General features: G+C 42.2%; 19 protein-coding genes. 11 read left to right on the top strand and 8 right to left on the bottom strand.

Translation table 11 applies throughout. The features are described 5' to 3' along the window. The first annotated feature begins 6 nt into the window (after positions 1-6). A complete protein-coding gene (pseB, locus tag R3D86_02355; GenBank protein MEZ5757044.1) occupies positions 7-1026 on the top strand; it encodes a UDP-N-acetylglucosamine 4,6-dehydratase (inverting) in 1020 nt (339 codons plus the stop codon). A gap of 111 nt (positions 1027-1137) precedes the next feature. Here pseB and R3D86_02350 read toward each other — a convergent pair whose 3' ends face one another. The 4 genes from R3D86_02350 to R3D86_02335 form a co-directional block, all read right to left on the bottom strand. Further along, the gene (locus tag R3D86_02350; protein ID MEZ5757043.1) at positions 1138-1968 is read right to left on the bottom strand and encodes a flagellin; all 831 of its coding nucleotides are present in this window, start codon (positions 1966-1968) and stop codon (positions 1138-1140) included. A gap of 291 nt (positions 1969-2259) precedes the next feature. Continuing rightward, positions 2260-2709 carry a hypothetical protein gene (locus R3D86_02345; protein MEZ5757042.1) on the bottom strand — a complete coding sequence of 150 codons (450 nt, stop codon included), beginning with the start codon at positions 2707-2709 and terminating at the stop codon, positions 2260-2262. Between the two features lie 2 nt (positions 2710-2711). Further along, positions 2712-3038 (bottom strand): rod-binding protein, encoded by a 327-nt coding sequence (locus R3D86_02340; protein ID MEZ5757041.1) that lies wholly within the window; start codon positions 3036-3038, stop codon positions 2712-2714. Position 3039: 1 nt separating this feature from the next. Further along, positions 3040-4236, bottom strand: coding sequence for a flagellar basal body P-ring protein FlgI (locus R3D86_02335; GenBank protein ID MEZ5757040.1), 1197 nt, complete (start codon positions 4234-4236; stop codon positions 3040-3042). Between the two features lie 305 nt (positions 4237-4541). Here R3D86_02335 and R3D86_02330 point away from each other — a divergent pair, with 305 nt between their 5' ends. Together R3D86_02330 and dksA are read left to right on the top strand one after the other, a co-directional pair. Continuing rightward, the gene (locus R3D86_02330; GenBank protein ID MEZ5757039.1) at positions 4542-4964 is read left to right on the top strand and encodes a flagellar assembly protein FliX; all 423 of its coding nucleotides are present in this window, start codon (positions 4542-4544) and stop codon (positions 4962-4964) included. A gap of 121 nt (positions 4965-5085) precedes the next feature. Then, a complete protein-coding gene (gene dksA / locus R3D86_02325) occupies positions 5086-5502 on the top strand; it encodes an RNA polymerase-binding protein DksA (protein ID MEZ5757038.1) in 417 nt (138 codons plus the stop codon). 119 nt (positions 5503-5621) lie between these two features. Here the strand turns inward: dksA and flgH are convergent, their stop codons facing one another. The 4 genes from flgH to flgF are packed head-to-tail and all read right to left on the bottom strand — an operon-like array spanning position 5622 to position 8942. After that, positions 5622-6368 carry a flagellar basal body L-ring protein FlgH gene (flgH, locus tag R3D86_02320; protein ID MEZ5757037.1) on the bottom strand — a complete coding sequence of 249 codons (747 nt, stop codon included), beginning with the start codon at positions 6366-6368 and terminating at the stop codon, positions 5622-5624. Positions 6369-6387: 19 nt separating this feature from the next. Further along, the gene (flgA, locus tag R3D86_02315; GenBank protein ID MEZ5757036.1) at positions 6388-7365 is read right to left on the bottom strand and encodes a flagellar basal body P-ring formation chaperone FlgA; all 978 of its coding nucleotides are present in this window, start codon (positions 7363-7365) and stop codon (positions 6388-6390) included. A gap of 5 nt (positions 7366-7370) precedes the next feature. After that, a complete protein-coding gene (flgG, locus tag R3D86_02310; protein MEZ5757035.1) occupies positions 7371-8156 on the bottom strand; it encodes a flagellar basal-body rod protein FlgG in 786 nt (261 codons plus the stop codon). 45 nt (positions 8157-8201) lie between these two features. Then, positions 8202-8942, bottom strand: coding sequence for a flagellar basal-body rod protein FlgF (gene flgF / locus R3D86_02305; GenBank protein ID MEZ5757034.1), 741 nt, complete (start codon positions 8940-8942; stop codon positions 8202-8204). Between the two features lie 353 nt (positions 8943-9295). Between flgF and R3D86_02300 the strand changes: the two genes are divergently transcribed. The 8 genes from R3D86_02300 to R3D86_02265 all read left to right on the top strand — a co-directional run bounded on the left by R3D86_02300 (position 9296) and on the right by R3D86_02265 (position 17330). Further along, a complete protein-coding gene (locus tag R3D86_02300) occupies positions 9296-9838 on the top strand; it encodes a flagellar basal body-associated FliL family protein (protein MEZ5757033.1) in 543 nt (180 codons plus the stop codon). A 5-nt stretch (positions 9839-9843) separates the two neighbouring features. Next, positions 9844-10926, top strand: coding sequence for a flagellar motor switch protein FliM (fliM, locus tag R3D86_02295; GenBank protein MEZ5757032.1), 1083 nt, complete (start codon positions 9844-9846; stop codon positions 10924-10926). An 8-nt stretch (positions 10927-10934) separates the two neighbouring features. Then, positions 10935-11264, top strand: a complete 330-nt coding sequence (locus tag R3D86_02290; protein MEZ5757031.1) for a DUF6468 domain-containing protein — start codon at positions 10935-10937, stop codon at positions 11262-11264. 136 nt (positions 11265-11400) lie between these two features. Further along, positions 11401-12063, top strand: coding sequence for a hypothetical protein (locus tag R3D86_02285; protein ID MEZ5757030.1), 663 nt, complete (start codon positions 11401-11403; stop codon positions 12061-12063). Positions 12064-12201: 138 nt separating this feature from the next. After that, a complete protein-coding gene (locus R3D86_02280) occupies positions 12202-12849 on the top strand; it encodes a hypothetical protein (GenBank protein ID MEZ5757029.1) in 648 nt (215 codons plus the stop codon). Positions 12850-12943: 94 nt separating this feature from the next. Beyond that, positions 12944-13693: a hypothetical protein gene (locus R3D86_02275; protein ID MEZ5757028.1), complete on the top strand. Its 750-nt coding sequence runs from the start codon at positions 12944-12946 to the stop codon at positions 13691-13693. A 2-nt stretch (positions 13694-13695) separates the two neighbouring features. Continuing rightward, positions 13696-14400, top strand: coding sequence for a flagellar motor protein MotB (locus R3D86_02270; GenBank protein ID MEZ5757027.1), 705 nt, complete (start codon positions 13696-13698; stop codon positions 14398-14400). A 2-nt stretch (positions 14401-14402) separates the two neighbouring features. Next, positions 14403-17330, top strand: a complete 2928-nt coding sequence (locus tag R3D86_02265; GenBank protein MEZ5757026.1) for a hypothetical protein — start codon at positions 14403-14405, stop codon at positions 17328-17330. Positions 17331-17334: the final 4 nt, after the last annotated feature.

Genomic DNA, 17334 nt, shown 5'->3' with positions numbered 1-17334 from the left:
TAATTAATGAGAGACTTTGAAACAGACCTTTCCTATCTTGAAGGCAAATCGGTACTGATCACCGGGGGGACAGGATCCTTTGGGAAAAAACTGGTAAAAAAATTTCTGGATGACGTAAAATTACGTCGCTGCATTATTTTTTCCAGAGATGAACTGAAACAGTTTGAAATGGAACAGCGGTTTAAAAGTCACCCAAGATTTTCATGTCTGCGCTTTTTTATCGGTGACGTCCGTGACCAGAAGCGTCTTTTGATGGCACTTCGGGGTGTTGATTATGTGATTCACGCTGCGGCATTAAAACATGTTCCGATCGCAGAATATAACCCGTTTGAATGTATAAAAACCAATATACTGGGTGCAGAAAATGTCGCAGAGGCGGCCATTGCCTGTGGGGTTAAAAAGATTGTGGCCCTTTCCACCGATAAAGCGGCAAGTCCATTAAATCTTTATGGTGCTTCAAAGCTTGCATCGGACAAGATTTTTGTTGCAGCCAACAGTTTGGCCGGGTCTCAGGATTTTTCCTGCTCTGTGGTAAGATATGGGAATGTTTTTGGTTCAAGAGGGTCCGTCATTCCTTTTTTCAGAAATATGATTGAGCAGGGGGCAGAGCATTTACCGATCACCGATATGAGAATGACGAGATTCTGGATTACTTTGGAGCAGGGTGTAAATTTCGTGCTCAGCAGTCTTAAAATGATGCAGGGCGGCGAAATATATATTCCGAAAATTCCAAGTATGAAAATTACCGATATGGCCAGAAGCCTGGCACCGGATTTGCCGCAAAAGGAAATCGGTATTCGTCCCGGTGAAAAACTTCATGAAATCATGATTACCAAAGATGACGGCAGACAGACGATTGAGCTTGATGACCGCTATATCATCAAACCACAATTTACCTTCTGGACGGATAAGGCTTATGATGATATGGGGGCTACTCAGGTGGGGGAAGGCTTCGAATATACAAGCGATAATAATACCGAATGGCTTACGAACGAAGCTTTTAAAGAACTGTTGGCTAAAATATAAATTAAAAAATTTTCTTTGAAATTATTTTACGCTTATTTGACTTAAAGATCAGAAGGTTGATTTTTAAATCAACCTTCTGTCTTTCGTCAGAATGCCCTTTTATGGTTTTTATTAACCACCAAAGAGATTCAAAATTGATTTTGGGGCGGCATTGGCAATGGAAAGTGCCTGTACACCAAGTTGCTGTTTCACCTGAAGCGATTGCAGTCGCGCGCTCTCTCGGGCAAGGTCAGCATCGACAAGATTGCCGATACCCACTTCAATTGTATCCGAGATTTTAGTCGCAAATGTGCGCTGGGCTTCCAGTGTTTTGCCACCGGCTCCCAGCCTTGTAAGTACGGCGTTTACGGCAGCGAGCGATGCTGTTACGTCAGCTACTGCAGAAACAGCCGTTGCAAGGGTGGAAACAGTTTGGCCGGCTGTAATCGTGATATTTCCACCGCCAAGTGTCAGGCTTTCGTGGGCAATGGAAATTTTCTGAACAGCATCCGGGCTTGTAATAGCAACAATAATATCTGCGCCAGCATCAATAAGGTTTGTACCGTTAAATTCAGCATTTGCAGTAATGGTGGTAATCTGGTCGCGCAGCGCTTCGAAATCCTGTGCAAGTGCTGTACGACTGTCATCATCAAGTCCGGCATCAGCGGCAGCAACCGCTTTTTCCTTCATTTCAATGAGCAGATCAGAAATTGATTCAGCTGCCGCAAGGGCGATATCAATTGTACTGATTGAGCGGTCCAGACTTTGTTTTACAGCATTATAACCCCGCAAATCGGCACGAAGCTGTTGTGCAATCGAGTAGACAGCGGCATTATCCTTAGCGCTGGAAATTCTCAATCCTGTATTAATTCTTGTTTGAACACTGTCTAAACTATTTGTTGTCGAGTTCAGGTTCTGCAATGCGCTTAAGGCACTAGCGTTTGTATTAACTGAAAAGCCCATTTTTGCTCTCCTCTATGGTTTTCATTCTGACAAATTAAATACCTATTTGGGGTATTTACTCCCTAATAAGCAATAAGCGTGCCAAAGATTTTATTTTTATAACTTATTGAAATATAACAATAAAATTACAGATTACTAATTGGATGCCAGGAGTGGGGAAAAAGATTCCGAGGAACAAGGAAAGGATTGCAGTGTAAAGTTTTATTGACTCATAAGTTGTAAAAAAAATCCCCCGATTTTTGATGCAATCCGGAGGAGTTTTAGATCTGTTTAGTGGTAGAATTTTATAGTTTATATAGTCTGGTTTATGGCCAGTGATGTGGTTTTTGCTGCTGTGGAAGTGGATGCCATTTTTGCATCTCTGCCATATTTATGACCGCGTCCGGACTGACTGGCGATTTCTGCACTGATATCCTTGATCATCTGTTCCGACAGGTTTTTTTTCGCTTTTATAAACCTATGGTGTTTTTCAAGAGTTTTTTGAAATTCCCTGCTTTCAATTTTAAGGGTTCGGACAATATTCCCGCTGCCGGCAGATGCGAGGCCGCCATTTAATTTAATATCGTTCAGTTCTTTCTGATAAGACGCTGTTAAAATATTTTTTTGTTTCTGAAATTTTGCGATTTCAGAAGGCCTGCTGCTTTTAAGGCAGTCCATTTCTTCTTTTAATATGGACGTAAGGCTCTTTGTAATTTCAATCAATGTTACGACAGGAGCTTCATTATGAGATAGGTTTTGCATGACTATTTACTCACTTCCTGGTTTTTTAAAATTTCCCTGTATATTTCATCTGACATCCCAATTCCCCCCTGGCGGGAAATGGTTTTGCCCATTTGTTCATTCATAAGTTCTCTATAAATTTCCTCACTTTGACCGCCACCAAATGGCCCATCTGTTTTTACGCCAATGGACATGCTTTTCAGCATTTGTGAAATAAAGATAGCCTCAAATTCATCGGCAGCCCGTTTTGCCTTAATTTCGTCCGGCGTTTTAGGCTCTGCATGAGGAGCAGGTTTAATCTGGTTTTTTGACCCGCCTATGATCACGGACTGGTAGAGTGACGTATCCATTTTACATCACCTCAATTTCAGCATGGAGTGCGCCGGACACTTTCAGTGCCTGCAATATGGCGATCATATCGCGTGGATTAATTCCCAATGCGTTAAGCCCATCAACCAGATCCTGTAAATTGACACCTTCTTCCAAAATCGCAAATTTCTTGCCGGTTTCATCGTCTTCAACGGTGACCTCTGTTCTTGGAACTACCTGGGTTTGGGCGTTGGGTGTTTGGGTAAATGGAGCTGGCTGCGAAACTTGTGGTGTTTCAGTTACACGTATGGTGAGATTGCCTTGGGCAATTGCAACTTCACTGACTTTTACTTCCTTACCAATGACGATAATGCCGGATCTTTCATCTACGACAACTTTTGCCAACTGATCCGGTGTTACATTCAATTGCTCAATATCGGTCAGAAATGAAAACATGCTGCCCGAATAACCTTGTGGAATTGATACTTCGATGGTCGCAGGATCCAGAGGCAATGCAACATTCTGACCCATAAAATTATTAATGGCAGTGGTAATGCGGCGCGCAGTGGTAAAATCCGGACTTCTTAAGGCCAAATTAAGAGTGTCATTATTATTCAGTGCATAATTAAGTTCTTTTTCAATAAGGCCACCATTGGGAATACGGCCGGCGGTTGGCACGCCTTGCGTAATTGTTTCGGCATTGCCACCTGCTGTAAAACCGGAAATTTGTATTGAACCCTGGGCAACGGCATAAACTTCACCATCGGCACCAAGTAGGGGGGTTGCAATCAAGGTTCCACCACGAAGATCCTGGGCATCACCAATTGAGCTAACGCTGATATCAACGCGTGAGCCGACACGTGAAAATGCATTAAGATTTGCGGTAACCATGACGGCAGCCGTGTTGACTGATTTCATCACCGCATCACGGGTGTTCACACCCATGCGTTCCAACATGGCAATCAGGCTTTGTTGGGTAAAAGGTGAATTTCTAAGTGTATCGCCCGTACCATTCAATCCAACGACCAGACCATATCCGACCAATTGGTTGTCGCGCACGCCTTCTACCGATACAAGGTCCTTAATACGTGATTCTGCCTGTGCGAAATGTACCGTTCCCAGATAAAATACCGTCGCAATGATAAAAAGGACGAGTTTCTTAAATCTAAGAGAATTGACGGTGCTGTAAAAATAATTCTTTTTCAGCATTCTGCCATGTTTTTCTGATCGTGATAACATTTCATTTCCACATATAAATAATTTACAAAAATTAATTCATACTTGGTTATGCGAAAATCGTGCCAATTAATCTCAAATAAATTTATTGTTTATCCATTTGAAAAATAATAACTTTTTTTATGTATAATAAATATCGCACGCTTTTTAGATTTTTCCGGAACATATTTGCCGGGTCATACGGAAAGCATTGCCGGGTGCATTATTTAAAAAATTCATTTATAATTCATTCGTATGATATTGAATTATGTCTTATAGTAATGGCACAGTACAGAAAATTGAAAATAGGGTTTTATTGAGAATAAATAATGAAAGTTAAAGGAACAGATCGCGTCACGACAAGCAGAATCAAGAGGGCAAAATCAGCGTCTTCTGCGGATAAGGCTGCTTTCGGAAAAGCTCTGAATACCGAGGAAACCCAGGCGTCAAGCGCGATGAGCGGTACGGCGCCGATTACATCAGTTAACAGCCTTCTTTCTTTGCAGGAAATGCCAACGGCAACAGATGGGAAAACGAAGGCCATTCAGAGAGCTGAAGGTCTGATCGAGCATCTTGAAGCTATTCGTCATGGACTGCTGCTTGGTCAGATTTCAAAAAAGCGCCTGACCGATATTGTTAAGGCATTGGCAATACAGCGGGAAAAGAACCTTGATCCTCATCTGGTTCAAATTATAAATGATATTGAATTAAGAGCTAAAGTCGAGCTGGCGAAGCTTGATATGTTAAAGTAAGGGACCATAAGGTTCCTTTCACAATTTCTTCATAAACATCTTAAATAAAATAGCTTGAATTTTGCAGTCGACTTAAGTAGGTTGTCACCACTTTTGTAACCATAAATTAGTTGAGGCAACAATGTCAGTGGAATTACCTGATGGATATGAACCTTCCGAAGATGAAGAGTTTATGAATGACCTGCAATTGGAATATTTTCGCCGCAAGCTTGTAGATTGGAAGAAATCAATCCTTGATGATTCCAAAGAAACTTTATCGCACCTCCAGGAAGACAGTCTTAAAGAGCCTGATATTGCCGATAGAGCATCGGCAGAAACGGACTGGTCTGTTGAACTTCGTACGAGAGATCGCCAGCGTAAACTGATTACGAAAATAGATGCAGCCATAAAGCGGATTGAAAATAAGGAATATGGTTACTGCGAAGTGAGTGGAGAGCCGATCAGTCTGCGTAGACTTCAGGCAAGGCCAATTGCGACAATGACAATCGAGTCTCAGGAAAAACATGAGAATTACGAAAAAGTTCACAGAGATAATTAAAAAATAAAATAATTTTCGAAATAGAAAAAAGGGCTGTAACTTTTTGTTACAGCCCTTTTTAATTGTGCAGGAACAATGGTTATAGATGTCTCTCTTTAACCGGACACAATTTATTTGGATTAGAAGGGGAACAGAATATCAAAAAGCTGACTTCCATATCGGGGTTGTTGGAAATCTGTCAGCTGACCACGTCCGCCGTAGGAAATTCTGGCTTCAGCAATCTGCGTATGTTCAATAGTATTTGTCGAGCTGATATCTTCTGGTCGGATAACGCCCATAATCGTCATTTCCCGAACTTCAAAATTAACTCTTACTTCCTGTTTTCCCTGAATAACCAGATTTCCGTTAGGCAACACTTGCGTAACGACCGCGGCTACAACCAGATTTATGCTTTCTTTCCTGTCTACTTTACCGGTCCCCACATTTGATGTGGCTCCAGAGGTGTTAACAAGGTCACCTGGTGTCAGGCTATCAGGAATAATTGTTTCCAAGCCAAGCATTTTATTCAGATTCAAATCTTCTGAATTGGCTCTGGTTCGGGTTGTTGCATTGTTAATGGATGCGGCATCATTGATCGTAATGTTAACTGTCAGAATATCGCCAACAGCAGATGCACGGGCATCTTTAAAAAAAGCACGCGAACCGGTTCTCCAAAGGCTGTTCCCTTTATTTTCAAGGAAGACGGCATTTTGGCGTGTGACTGGAATGGGCGTTGCCACGGCTTGCTGGGGAATAACCCTGTCATCTGCAATAGGTGCTAGGTCCGGGGCGCTGCCTATATTACCGATCCTGTCCAAGGTACCGCATGCGGATAGAGTTAATATCAGCAATATTGGTGTTATTTTAGTAAGGATTAAATTTTTCATAACTGTTCCTTTTTATGAATTAGGGATTATTCAGGAGCACCAGATTGTCGAGCTCCGTATGAACTTCGACCTGACTGGGGCCGAATACTATGGCTGTAACTATTTTCTGGGAATTGTTGTTTTTGACTTGTATAACGTCGCCTTTGCCGCCACTTTCCAACGCTTTTCCAACCGTGGACAGGCTAATTTTGTCGGTGGTAAAGTTAATTTTTACAAGTTCACCACGCTTAACAAGAATGGGTGTGCTTACATCGCCAAGCCGGATAAAAGTATCTTCTTTAATCTGGTTTCTTGGAGTCAGTCCCACAAGGTTCTCAGTATTTCTGATAATATTGCTGCTGACCTGGTTTTCAGGAAGGGATAGCCATTTAATATCCTGCTTCGTAATAATATCACCATTTCTTATGGTTTTTGTGAGTGCAGGTACTCTGACAACCCTTATAGTCCTGCCGCTTATGGTATAAAGCGTTTCGCCCCCATTTCCTGTTGGGGCGCCGACAAGTGCGGAAAATTTATCACTTCTCTTATCCAGTGTAATATTTTTTATATCAATATCAGCTGCATCGAACCCTGTTGGCAGATTGATAATACCGTTTCTATTATAAAAACGGATGTCAAGATTATGGTCCGAATGATAAAGGTTTTTTAGTTCTGCGGTTAGGGCAGGAGTCAAGTCCGTATAATTGACAATACTGCTGGCACGGCTGACCAGAATATTTTTTACACCGGCACTGTTACGCCACCGCACGTTATTTGCGCGGGTTAAGGTAAGGACCTGTCTTGCAGATACCAGGATCTTTTTACCGGGATCGGGTGCATCAGCAACAACAAGATCCTGGTCTTCATTAAGTCCGGAAAAAATATCACCCAATGTGATTACGCTATCATCAACAATAGCTGATGGTTTTAGTTCCGGCAGATCTTCCTGCGCCTGTGCGACAAAAGCTGCAAAACCAACAAACAACAGAAAGAGTATTCTAGATAGCATTTTAAACATAGTGATTACCTTAGATTTGAAGTGACGCTGAGCATGTCATCAGCCGTGCTGATAACTTTTGAATTCATTTCATAGGCCCGCTGCGCAGCAATGAGCTGCGTGATTTCGGCAACAGAGTTAACGTTCGATCTTTCAAGATATCCCTGAACGATCGACCCGTATCCTGGTGTATTTGGAGCACCAATTGTTGCAGCACCTGATGCGGGTGTTTCCGCAAGAAGGTTATCACCCAGCGCCTGAAGGCCTGCATTATTTGGGAAAGTAACCACTTCAAACTGGCCAACATTCTGTGGCTCAAGCTGCCCTTCAATTTTGACAAGTACCTCGCCATTCGGGTTGATAGAAATATCAATGGCTTCCTGTGGAATGGTGATTCCCGGACTGATCGGATACCCTTCCGAGTTGACGATTTCTCCCGTTGGGCTTAACTGAAATGATCCTGCCCGGGTATAGGCGTCTTCGCCGGATGGAAGCTGTACCCTGAAATAACCTTTGCCGTTGATGGCAAGGTCAAGTGGTGTATCTGAATTGACCAGTTCACCCTGTGACGTGACTCTGTAAACACCAGCAGCGCGAACACCGACCCCGATCTGAATACCCGTCGGGACCACTGTTCCTGCATCTGATGACGCAGCACCGGCCCGTTCTATGTTTTGGTAAAGCAAATCCTGAAATTCAGCACGCTGCCTTTTATAGGCAGTGGTGTTCATATTGGCTATGTTGTTTGAAATAACTTCCACATTCAGCTGCTGTGCGAGCATTCCTGTGGCTGCGATACTAAGGGCTTTCATAAGCTACTCCTTTTTAAAATATTCACCATGTTCCTGGTGGTGAATTTAAGTAAATTTGGTAATCGAATTAATGGCTTGCTTCGATGATTGTTGTACATCATTGATCAGGTTTGCTGTCTGTGCATAGGCCCGGCTGAGCTGGATCATATTGGTGATTTCCAGCACGGGAGAGACATTTGATGTTTCCAGCATTCCCTGGGCCATTTTATAGCCTTCGGACGGTGTCGGTTGCTCTTCAGCAGAGTAGAGATTGTCACCAATCTTCTTTAACAGGCCATAATTCTGAAATTTCAGGACGGCAATTTTTCCAATTTGGCCAATTTCCTTGGCCGATACGGTGCCGTCAGGTGCAATTTTAAAGCCATCTGAATTTTGAGGAAATTGAATTGGCGCATCACCGTCATCAAGAATCTCACCACCGTTTGTTGTTATCAAGGTATTATCACCGGATAGGGCAAAATGGCCGTTTCTGGTATAGGCGATATCCCCATTGGGCTTTCTGACCTTGAACATTCCTTCACCATCAATGGCAACATCAAGAACGTTGCCGGTCGTGACAAGTTCACCATTGGTCATCTGCCGTGCGATTCCCATTTCCTGAACGAATGAAACTTTTTTAAATGATTGAGGTAATGAACCACCAATATCGCTAAGATACTCATTAAACATAATACTTTCCCGCTTGTATGCGGTGGTGTTCATGTTGGCTATATTGTTGGCAATAATATCCATCTGACGGCGCATTGCCACCTGATGCGATAGGCTTACTAATATTTTCGTGTCCATCTAACGGTCCTTCTGTCCATTTCGATTGTTCCTGCCTCGTATGATGCATAAACTGTGCCAATGATGGAAAATCTTTTTATTACAATAAGTTAAATGAAATGCAATGGTTGACTAAGTTATGAAAAGGAAGGGTTTGCCTGGTAATATTTTCCGTTTTACCGGGTAAGTTCTGCATCAATGAGAGGCAAGTCGAGTGGCAAGTATACTTATTTTCTTCTTATTATTTCTCAGCTATGTTAAGTATAAAAATTAACCATATCGCATGTGTAAATTACTAACGAAATCTTAACTTTAGATCGTTAAAATTGGCTTTGAAAATAACAGAATAATTAATATCAGGATAAATTTTACCGATGAGCGATGTAGCAAAAGACGATTTAAATGACGATGACGCCGGGCTCGAAGAAGGTCTGGAGAAGAAGAAATTCAGTGGCAAGAAAATGATCATGATCATTGTTCCTGTGCTGCTTTTGCTGATTGGCGGTGGTGCGGCCTATATGTTTATGGGGGGTGAGGAGGCAAGCGAAACGTCACTTGATGAACATGGAAACCCGATTGTCGCCGAAGAAGGTCATGAAGGTGAGTCTCAACTGCTTTTTTATGATGTTGAGCCGATGCTGGTAAATCTTACTTCCGCTGGGGGTAAATCGGCCTATCTCAAACTGTCAGTGACACTGGAAGTTGATAAACAAAGTTCTCTTGAAGAATTGCAACTTAATTTACCGCGAATAATAGATAATTTTCAGGTATACTTGCGTGAGCTTAGGCTTGAAGATATTAATGGGTCGGCCGGTATGTTCCGATTGAAGGAAGAGTTATTAAGCCGGGTAAATGAAACTATTTATCCAACCCGTGTAAATGATGTATTATTTAAAGAAATGCTGATCAACGGATAAAATTTATGTCAGATGACGATGAAATTGATGATGATGCAGTAGCCGCTGAATGGGCCGCTATGGCGGAAGCTGATGATGATGCTGATGACGACAGCGATGATATGGCCACTGCCATGGGAATTGACCGTGTTCTTGATCAGGGAGAAATTGACAGTCTTCTTGGTTTTGATGGCGATGATGAAATTGGCGGGACAAAAACGGGTGTTCAGGCATTAATCAACAGCGGGCTGGTGGCTTATGAACGCTTACCCATGCTTGATATTATTTTTGATCGTTATGTCAGGATGATGTCGACTTCATTGCGTAACTTTACCTCTGATAATTTTGAAGTGTCGATTGATAGTATGACTTCTATCAGGTTTGGTGATTATCTGAACTCAATACCGCTTCCAGCGATGCTTGCGGTATTTGAAGCGAAAGAATGGGAAAACCATGGTCTGATTACCATTGACAGTAACATGATTTATTCTGTGGTTGATGCGCTACTGGGTGGGCGCCGTGGCAATGCCCCAATGAGAATTGAAGGTCGTCCCTATACGACAATTGAACATACACTTGTGGCTGAAATGCTTAGTGTAATGCTGAAAGATCTGTGTAGTGCGTTTGAGCCGTTAAGCCCGGTTAAATTTGAACTGGACCGTATGGAAACGAATCCCAGGTTTGCCACTATTGCCCAGTCCAGCAATGCTGCCTTGCTAATTAAAATGCGTGCTGACATGGCGGACCGTGGCGGAAAAATGGAACTGGTGCTTCCATATGCAACGATCGAACCAATTCGGGAACTTCTGCTTCAGCGTTATATGGGGGAAAAGTTCGGTCGCGACAGTATCTGGGAATCCCATCTGGCCAATGAAATTCTTTTGACTGAAGTTGATCTTGATGCAGTTCTTGACGAACAGAAAATGACGTTGGGTGAAGTGATGGATTTTAAAGTCGGACAGACTTTGATGTTAAATGTCGGGCAGGACGCCGAAATCAATCTGCTTTGCGCGGGTGTACCGATGCTCAAGGGAAAAACCGGGGTAATCGGTCGTTACAAGGCTGTAAAAGTGGAACGTGTAATAAATATCGATGAAAGGTCAATATGATTTATTCAATGGAAAATATTTTAAATATTATCCTTTTGGTTATGTTGGCCGTGATGATCGGATATTGTATTGTCTTAAACAAAAGATTAAAGGATTTCCGCACTATAAAACAGGAAATGGGCGATATTATCGGGCAGCTTAATGCATCCACAACCCATGCGCAGAATTCCATAAAAGAATTTAAAAATATTGTATTGGAAGAAGAAAAAAAGCTCGATGAAAAGCTGAAAAGGGCTGCTGAGCTTGCAGACGAACTTGATATGATCAATGAAACAGGCTCAAACCTGGCAGACCGCATTGAGCGGGGGCTGACAGGGGAAATGCACCGCAGAATATAGCTCAGGAACCAGAAGAAGACCAGGTGCCGAAAATCAAAACCGATAATTTGAGTGAAAGAATTTCGCTTTCAGATCTGGATAGTGATAATAACGCAGAAGAGGATAAAGAACTGCGTGAAAGCTTAAGGAATGTAAGATGAAAATGAAAATTCAGATATTCCCTCTTATGCTATTGGCATTTATTGCCATTTTTGGCTTTAAATCATATGATTTTGCTATGGGGCTGGATAGCAGCGCTCAAAAAAGCAGTCTTAATCAACAGACAAATAATGTGGCCGAACGATTAAACAGGATTGCGTCTGCTGCCGGTCAGGAGACAGAAGCCGGTATGTCAGGTGAACAGGGTGACGCGCAGGCAAATCTTGGTCAAAGTGGTTTTCCATATACTGGCGAAGAAATTCAATTATTACAAAGGCTTGCGGAACGCAGGGAAGAACTTGATCAACGTGCAAGAGATATGGATGTTCGGGAAAAGCTTCTTATCGCTACTGAAAAAGGGATAGATAAAAAAATTGAAACCCTGAAAAATATTGAAGCTCAGATCAAAGCTCTTATTGAAATTCACGACGAGCAGGAAAAAGCCCAAATTGAAAGTCTGGTTAAAACCTATACGGCAATGAAGCCAAAAGATGCCGCAAAAATTTTCAATACACTTGATATGGATATCTTGATCCCCATCATTGAAAAGATGAATCCCAAGGTTGTCGCCAATATTCTGGCCGATATGAATACCGCTTCTGCCAATGATATAACCGTTGAGTTGGCAACAAGAAAAAAGCTTCCTGAAATTGAAGGGTAAGCAATTTATTCTGCGAAAATTGTTATTGTAATAAAATAAATAATGCCAATTATTTAACCGCTTTTTAACGTCTGTTTTGTATCTTTCTAGACTGTTTACATCATGAATTTGATGATTAAGGTATCAGGAGAGTTAAGTATGCAAAGCAATGTGGCAACAATCGACGACAGAATCGAAAATGTTAAAAATAAATTTGATGACCAGATTTCTGTTGAAGAGGTATCAAAAGTAGTAGCAGAAGTTATGGGAAGTATCCATGGCGATGTGGCTTTTGACAGTCTGCATTTCAAGGATGAACTTAAATCTCTTCTCTCATATATTGATCAGGCAAAAAATGAAATCGCATCACTGCGACCAAAAGAATACAGTGTAAACAAAATTCCTGAAGCGTCCAGCGAGTTGGACGCCATTGTCAAAGGAACTGAGGCAGCAGCAGAAAAAATCATGGATAGTGCTGATGAAATTGGTGAATTGGCAGAAAAATGTGATGAAGACGTAAAAGCAAAGCTTGAAGAAATTTCAACAACTCTTTTTGAAGCCTCCAGTTTTCAGGATATTACCGGTCAACGTGTAACCAAAGTTGTAAATACTCTTGCCCATCTAGAAGAAAAGCTCAGTGCACTTGCCGATGCCATAGGGGATAATGATATTGATGAAGTCATCGAAGACAACAATATCGAAAAAGATTATGAGGCAATGGCCAATGAGGAATTTCTTCATGGTCCTCAACTTGAAGAGAATGCACAGGATCAGGCAGCCATTGATGCATTATTTGATGATTTTTAATCATCCAATCATGAATTGGATCGCAAGTGATTGAATTACTTACAGATAATGTATAGATTAAGGCTCACTGTAATTATGGTTAATTTTTATAAAAATGACACAGGAAAAGCAAAATATTTTTATTGAGGCAGCACCCGGCTCCAAAAAGCCGGTTGGCGATACGACCAGCCTTTTTGTCTCTCTCTATCTCATTATTCTTGCTTTTTTTATGGTGCTCAATTCCATCTCAAACCAAAGCCAGACAAAGGTTAAATCAGCAACGGAAAGTGTTAGCCGTGCATTTGATAATCCGTTTGAGCAGAATGCCGACTTTGTCGATGTGACCGAAGAAGATGCCACCGACCTGTCACCTAATGACGAATTTTATGAGCAGTTGCAGGGGGTATTTGCATCGTTGATCGGATTTGAAGGAAAATTTCCGACTCAAGGGGGTAATACGATCAAGGTGGAATTTAAACAATCCGATATATATGACCCGGATAGCAGTGAATTTAGAAAAGATCAGGATGCTTTCTTTTTTCAACTGTCCAGATTTCTAAAGAGCGAAGGAATAGGCTCCATTCGTGAAATTGAGTATATTATATATACAGGGGATAAATTTCCTGAAGGACCTGACTATTGGAAAGATATTTCCATACTTCGTAGCGGAGCAATTGTAAGCAGGCTTACTGAAATGGGGGTCAGGGAAAATCAGATTTCTATCGGCGTGGCTCCGGGTGAGGGTGATCTGCTTAAGATTTCCTTTTTTATTAGAGACGAAAAATCCTCCAGACAAAATCTGAAAAATGCCGACAGGACCGGACTTGGTGAAGTGACAACGCCAATGCCGGAAGTGGGGGAATAACAATGGATAAAAATCTCCTCCAGGACACAAAAAGTGATCCAAACAGCTGGATGGTAATTTTTGCTGACCTATTGGCACTGCTGCTTACTTTCTTTGTTCTTATGTTTTCCATGAGTTCTGTTCAGGTTTCCGAATGGCAGGCTATGGTTACGTCTTTAAGTGAAAATCTTAATCCGGAACGTGCAAAAATTCAGGATATCAACTGGAACAAGATTGATGAAGCGCTAAGTTATGAGGAAGAAGGACTTAACCTTGAATATCTGAAAAATATTTTTGAAGAGAAACTTTCGCATGATCCGATCCTGACCCGAAGCACCATTACCGTATTGGATGACAGACTGGCAATTTCACTTCCGGCAGATTTGATTTTTGATCTGGGGCAGGCAGAACTGGACCCTGATGCAAGAAGCGCCATGATTGAATTAGGTGAGGCGCTACGCTCAATTGATAATGAAGTTATGGTGGTCGGCCATTCTGATCTGGCACCGATTAGCGGCAAACAGTATCCGACAAACTGGGAACTTTCTCTTGTCAGAGCGCTTTCCATTTCAAAGCTTATTAAATCAGGCGGCTATCGCGGAAATATTGAAGCATTTGGTGAAGGCTCTTCCCGTTTTGGCGATCTGGATGAAAGTATACCTCTTGATGAGAGATATCATCTGGCCAGACGGGTGGATGTGATCATTTTACAGAAGAAAAAAGGCTGAATATGAGTAAGTTACTAGATCATATCAGCAAACATCTGATCAATGCGGTTTTCATTTTAATGTTCAGCATTTTCCTGTCATTCAATCTTGCCCTTGCCCAGGAAAAAATCAAAGTGCGTTCAGGTGATCACCCAACATACAGCCGGGTTGTCTTTGACTGGGAAAAAACTGTTGGTTATTCAGCAAAACTGAATTCAGGAAAGCTTGAAATTGAATTTAATGCAAATGCAGTACCTGATTTTACGTCATTTCTTCTTGTTGGGCCGGCATATTTAAAAAACCCGACTTATTCTGTAAATAATGGAAAGCTGAATGTGACATTTCAGGCAACCAACGCTGAGCGCGTGCGTGATTTCAGATCAGGCACGAGAATTGTTATTGATGTTATGGGGGAAGGAGCACCAACACCACCTTCGGTATTGGATAGAGAAAGTGTGGCTACAGTGGATAAAATGCCTGCAACAGAGCAGGCTGTGGTCACAGAAATGCAGGACCAAAGGCAAACTGTTTCTTCGGAAACTAAGCCTGATATGGAAAACGCCGGGTCATTGACCGTACAGGGGCAGAATTCTGAAAATGCATTTACAATTGATTATATCTGGAGCGAAGACACCAAGGCGGCTGCCTTTATCAGGGCAAATAGACTTTGGGTTGTTTTTGACAAATTCACAATTGCTGATCAAAGCGGGTTAAATTCCTTATTAGGGGGGCGTGTCAAGTCTGCTGAGCAGCTAACAAATCATTCGCCCACTATTTTGATATATTCAATAGATCCGGGACAGAGTGCCAGGATGGTGAAAAAAACAAACGGCTGGGAACTTTCACTCAGAACAAATTCAGCCGTCCCTCAGCTTCCTATTGAAGTTGGACATCAGTCTGTCAGCAATGTAGGTGAAAATATCTTTTTAAAAGCGGATGATCTTGGAAATGTGATCAATGTTGAGGATCCTTTCATAGGGGATAACCTGACGATTGTAACAGCAAGCCAGTCATCGCAAGGCGTGATGGAAGAAAATAATTATCCGGAATTTAATATCCTGAAATCTGCTGAGGGAATTGCCCTGGAGCTCATTGCCGATGATATATTTGTATCAAGGCATGACACAGGGATTTCAATTTCAGGAAGGAACGGGCTCGCCGTTTCAAGAAGCAGCGTGCCATTATTAAGCGGCGCCCTTCCGGTTGCGCTTGATACTGACAAAGCAAATGAAGAGCAGGTTAAACTGCTGGATTTTGATACTTGGGCGCAGGGGCCATTGCCAGATCAAGAGTATATGGAAAACAGGCATGAGCTTCTATATCAGCTATCTACGGCAACGGATGATGAAAAAAATGAAGCCCGCTGGAATTTGGCAGTTTATGATCTTGCTCATAATAACGCTGCGGAAACTATAGGTATTCTGGAATTAATGTCCCAAAGTGAGCCCGGTTTTATTGAAAACCCTTCCTTTAGAGCGGTTCTCGCAATCAGTGAAATTAAAATGCGCCGCTTTGACGAGGCGATTGAACTGCTTAGTCATAAGTCACTTGTTGCTGAGCTTGACGCGCTGCTTTGGCGATCACTTGCCTATGAAGAAAAAGGTGAATATCAAAAAGCGATGGACGATTTTAAGCACGGGGTTGATGTTCTTTCCCTGCAGACGAATGATAATCGGGCGGACTTTTTATTTTCGGCAATCCGAGCGGCAAATATGCTTGATGATGTTGAATTTATGAACACTCAGATAAATGGAATGAGGACTGCCCAGCTCAATGCAAGGCAACTTACTTTACTGGATTATTGGCGCGGACAATTGGCGGAAAAATCCGGTGATGATGCATTGGCGTCAGAATTTTATGATCAGGTCATCGCAACAGGAGTGCGTTATCCAGCTGCACTGGCAAAGTTAGCCCGTATAAATCAGCAACATCGCCTGCAGGAAATTGACGCAGTGCATGCGATTGATGGGCTTGAAAAACTGCGCTTTGCCTGGCGTGGGGATAATTTTGAGTTGGATTTACTCAAGCAGCTGGGTGAGCTTTATGTTGAAAATGGTGAATATAGAGAGGGTCTTGCCACTTTAAAACAGGCAGCGACCTATTTTCCGAATTCGCCTGCGACGAGTGATTTAACAAGAAAAATGGGCGATATTTATAAATATCTGTTTCTGGATGGTGGAGCAGATAGCATGACACCATTAAAAGCCATGGCCCTGTTTATGGAATTCAGGGAACTTACACCACTTGGGGCTGATGGTGATACAATGTCAAGAAATCTTGCGGCAAGAATGGTTGCTGTGGACCTGCTTGATGATGCCGCTGACCTGCTTGAATATCAGGTTCAGTATCGACTTCAGGGCGTTGCTCAGGCCGATATCGCCAGTGATCTTGCCAAAATATATATCATGAACAAAGAACCCGATAAGGCGCTGCAGATATTACGCTCAACCAGGCAGACACAATTGCCGGATGATATTGAATTTGAAAGAAGAATGATTGAAATCAGAGCCCTTGTTGAAAATGGCAGCTACGAAGAGGCTGAAGTCATGCTGGAAGGGATCAACAGCGAAGTAGCTGAAGATTTGCGGTCGGATATTTACTGGAAAATGGAAGACTGGGACAGGGTTGTCAGCCATGGATATAAAATGCTGGGAAACCGCTGGGAAGATAGTCTGGAGCTGAATAACAAAGAGCGTAAAATAGTTCTTAGGATTGCAGTCGCATTGGCGTTAGAGGAAAATACAGCTGGCCTTGAGCGGCTCCGCTCGCAATATCTGACACATATGGACAATGGTTTATTTTCAAATGCATTTGCGATGATTACAGAAAAAGATCCGAAAACCGGGAATAATGTCTTGCAGCTTACTCAAAGTATAGCCAGTGTCGATCAGCTGGAAACGTTTATGGATAGCTACCGTGCTGAATTCGAGGCGCCAACCAATATTAATTAAACTG

It is taken from the genome of Emcibacteraceae bacterium (assembly GCA_041396985.1).
Classification (GTDB): domain Bacteria; phylum Pseudomonadota; class Alphaproteobacteria; order Sphingomonadales; family Emcibacteraceae; genus Pseudemcibacter.
The sequence above is the reverse complement of the archived record's forward strand: the minus strand, read 5'-3'. Positions and strand labels throughout refer to the sequence as shown.

What these genes read in the sequence shown, in the direction of transcription:
- pseB (MEZ5757044.1), top strand. Translation starts at nt 7, where the DNA reads ATGAGAGACTTTGAAACAGACCTTTCCTATCTTGAAGGCAAATCGGTA.
- R3D86_02350 (MEZ5757043.1), bottom strand. Translation starts at nt 1,968, where the DNA reads ATGGGCTTTTCAGTTAATACAAACGCTAGTGCCTTAAGCGCATTGCAG.
- R3D86_02345 (MEZ5757042.1), bottom strand. Translation starts at nt 2,709, where the DNA reads ATGCAAAACCTATCTCATAATGAAGCTCCTGTCGTAACATTGATTGAA.
- R3D86_02340 (MEZ5757041.1), bottom strand. Translation starts at nt 3,038, where the DNA reads ATGGATACGTCACTCTACCAGTCCGTGATCATAGGCGGGTCAAAAAAC.
- R3D86_02335 (MEZ5757040.1), bottom strand. Translation starts at nt 4,236, where the DNA reads ATGTTATCACGATCAGAAAAACATGGCAGAATGCTGAAAAAGAATTAT.
- R3D86_02330 (MEZ5757039.1), top strand. Translation starts at nt 4,542, where the DNA reads ATGAAAGTTAAAGGAACAGATCGCGTCACGACAAGCAGAATCAAGAGG.
- dksA (MEZ5757038.1), top strand. Translation starts at nt 5,086, where the DNA reads ATGTCAGTGGAATTACCTGATGGATATGAACCTTCCGAAGATGAAGAG.
- flgH (MEZ5757037.1), bottom strand. Translation starts at nt 6,368, where the DNA reads ATGAAAAATTTAATCCTTACTAAAATAACACCAATATTGCTGATATTA.
- flgA (MEZ5757036.1), bottom strand. Translation starts at nt 7,365, where the DNA reads ATGTTTAAAATGCTATCTAGAATACTCTTTCTGTTGTTTGTTGGTTTT.
- flgG (MEZ5757035.1), bottom strand. Translation starts at nt 8,156, where the DNA reads ATGAAAGCCCTTAGTATCGCAGCCACAGGAATGCTCGCACAGCAGCTG.
- flgF (MEZ5757034.1), bottom strand. Translation starts at nt 8,942, where the DNA reads ATGGACACGAAAATATTAGTAAGCCTATCGCATCAGGTGGCAATGCGC.
- R3D86_02300 (MEZ5757033.1), top strand. Translation starts at nt 9,296, where the DNA reads ATGAGCGATGTAGCAAAAGACGATTTAAATGACGATGACGCCGGGCTC.
- fliM (MEZ5757032.1), top strand. Translation starts at nt 9,844, where the DNA reads ATGTCAGATGACGATGAAATTGATGATGATGCAGTAGCCGCTGAATGG.
- R3D86_02290 (MEZ5757031.1), top strand. Translation starts at nt 10,935, where the DNA reads ATGGAAAATATTTTAAATATTATCCTTTTGGTTATGTTGGCCGTGATG.
- R3D86_02285 (MEZ5757030.1), top strand. Translation starts at nt 11,401, where the DNA reads ATGAAAATGAAAATTCAGATATTCCCTCTTATGCTATTGGCATTTATT.
- R3D86_02280 (MEZ5757029.1), top strand. Translation starts at nt 12,202, where the DNA reads ATGCAAAGCAATGTGGCAACAATCGACGACAGAATCGAAAATGTTAAA.
- R3D86_02275 (MEZ5757028.1), top strand. Translation starts at nt 12,944, where the DNA reads ATGACACAGGAAAAGCAAAATATTTTTATTGAGGCAGCACCCGGCTCC.
- R3D86_02270 (MEZ5757027.1), top strand. Translation starts at nt 13,696, where the DNA reads ATGGATAAAAATCTCCTCCAGGACACAAAAAGTGATCCAAACAGCTGG.
- R3D86_02265 (MEZ5757026.1), top strand. Translation starts at nt 14,403, where the DNA reads ATGAGTAAGTTACTAGATCATATCAGCAAACATCTGATCAATGCGGTT.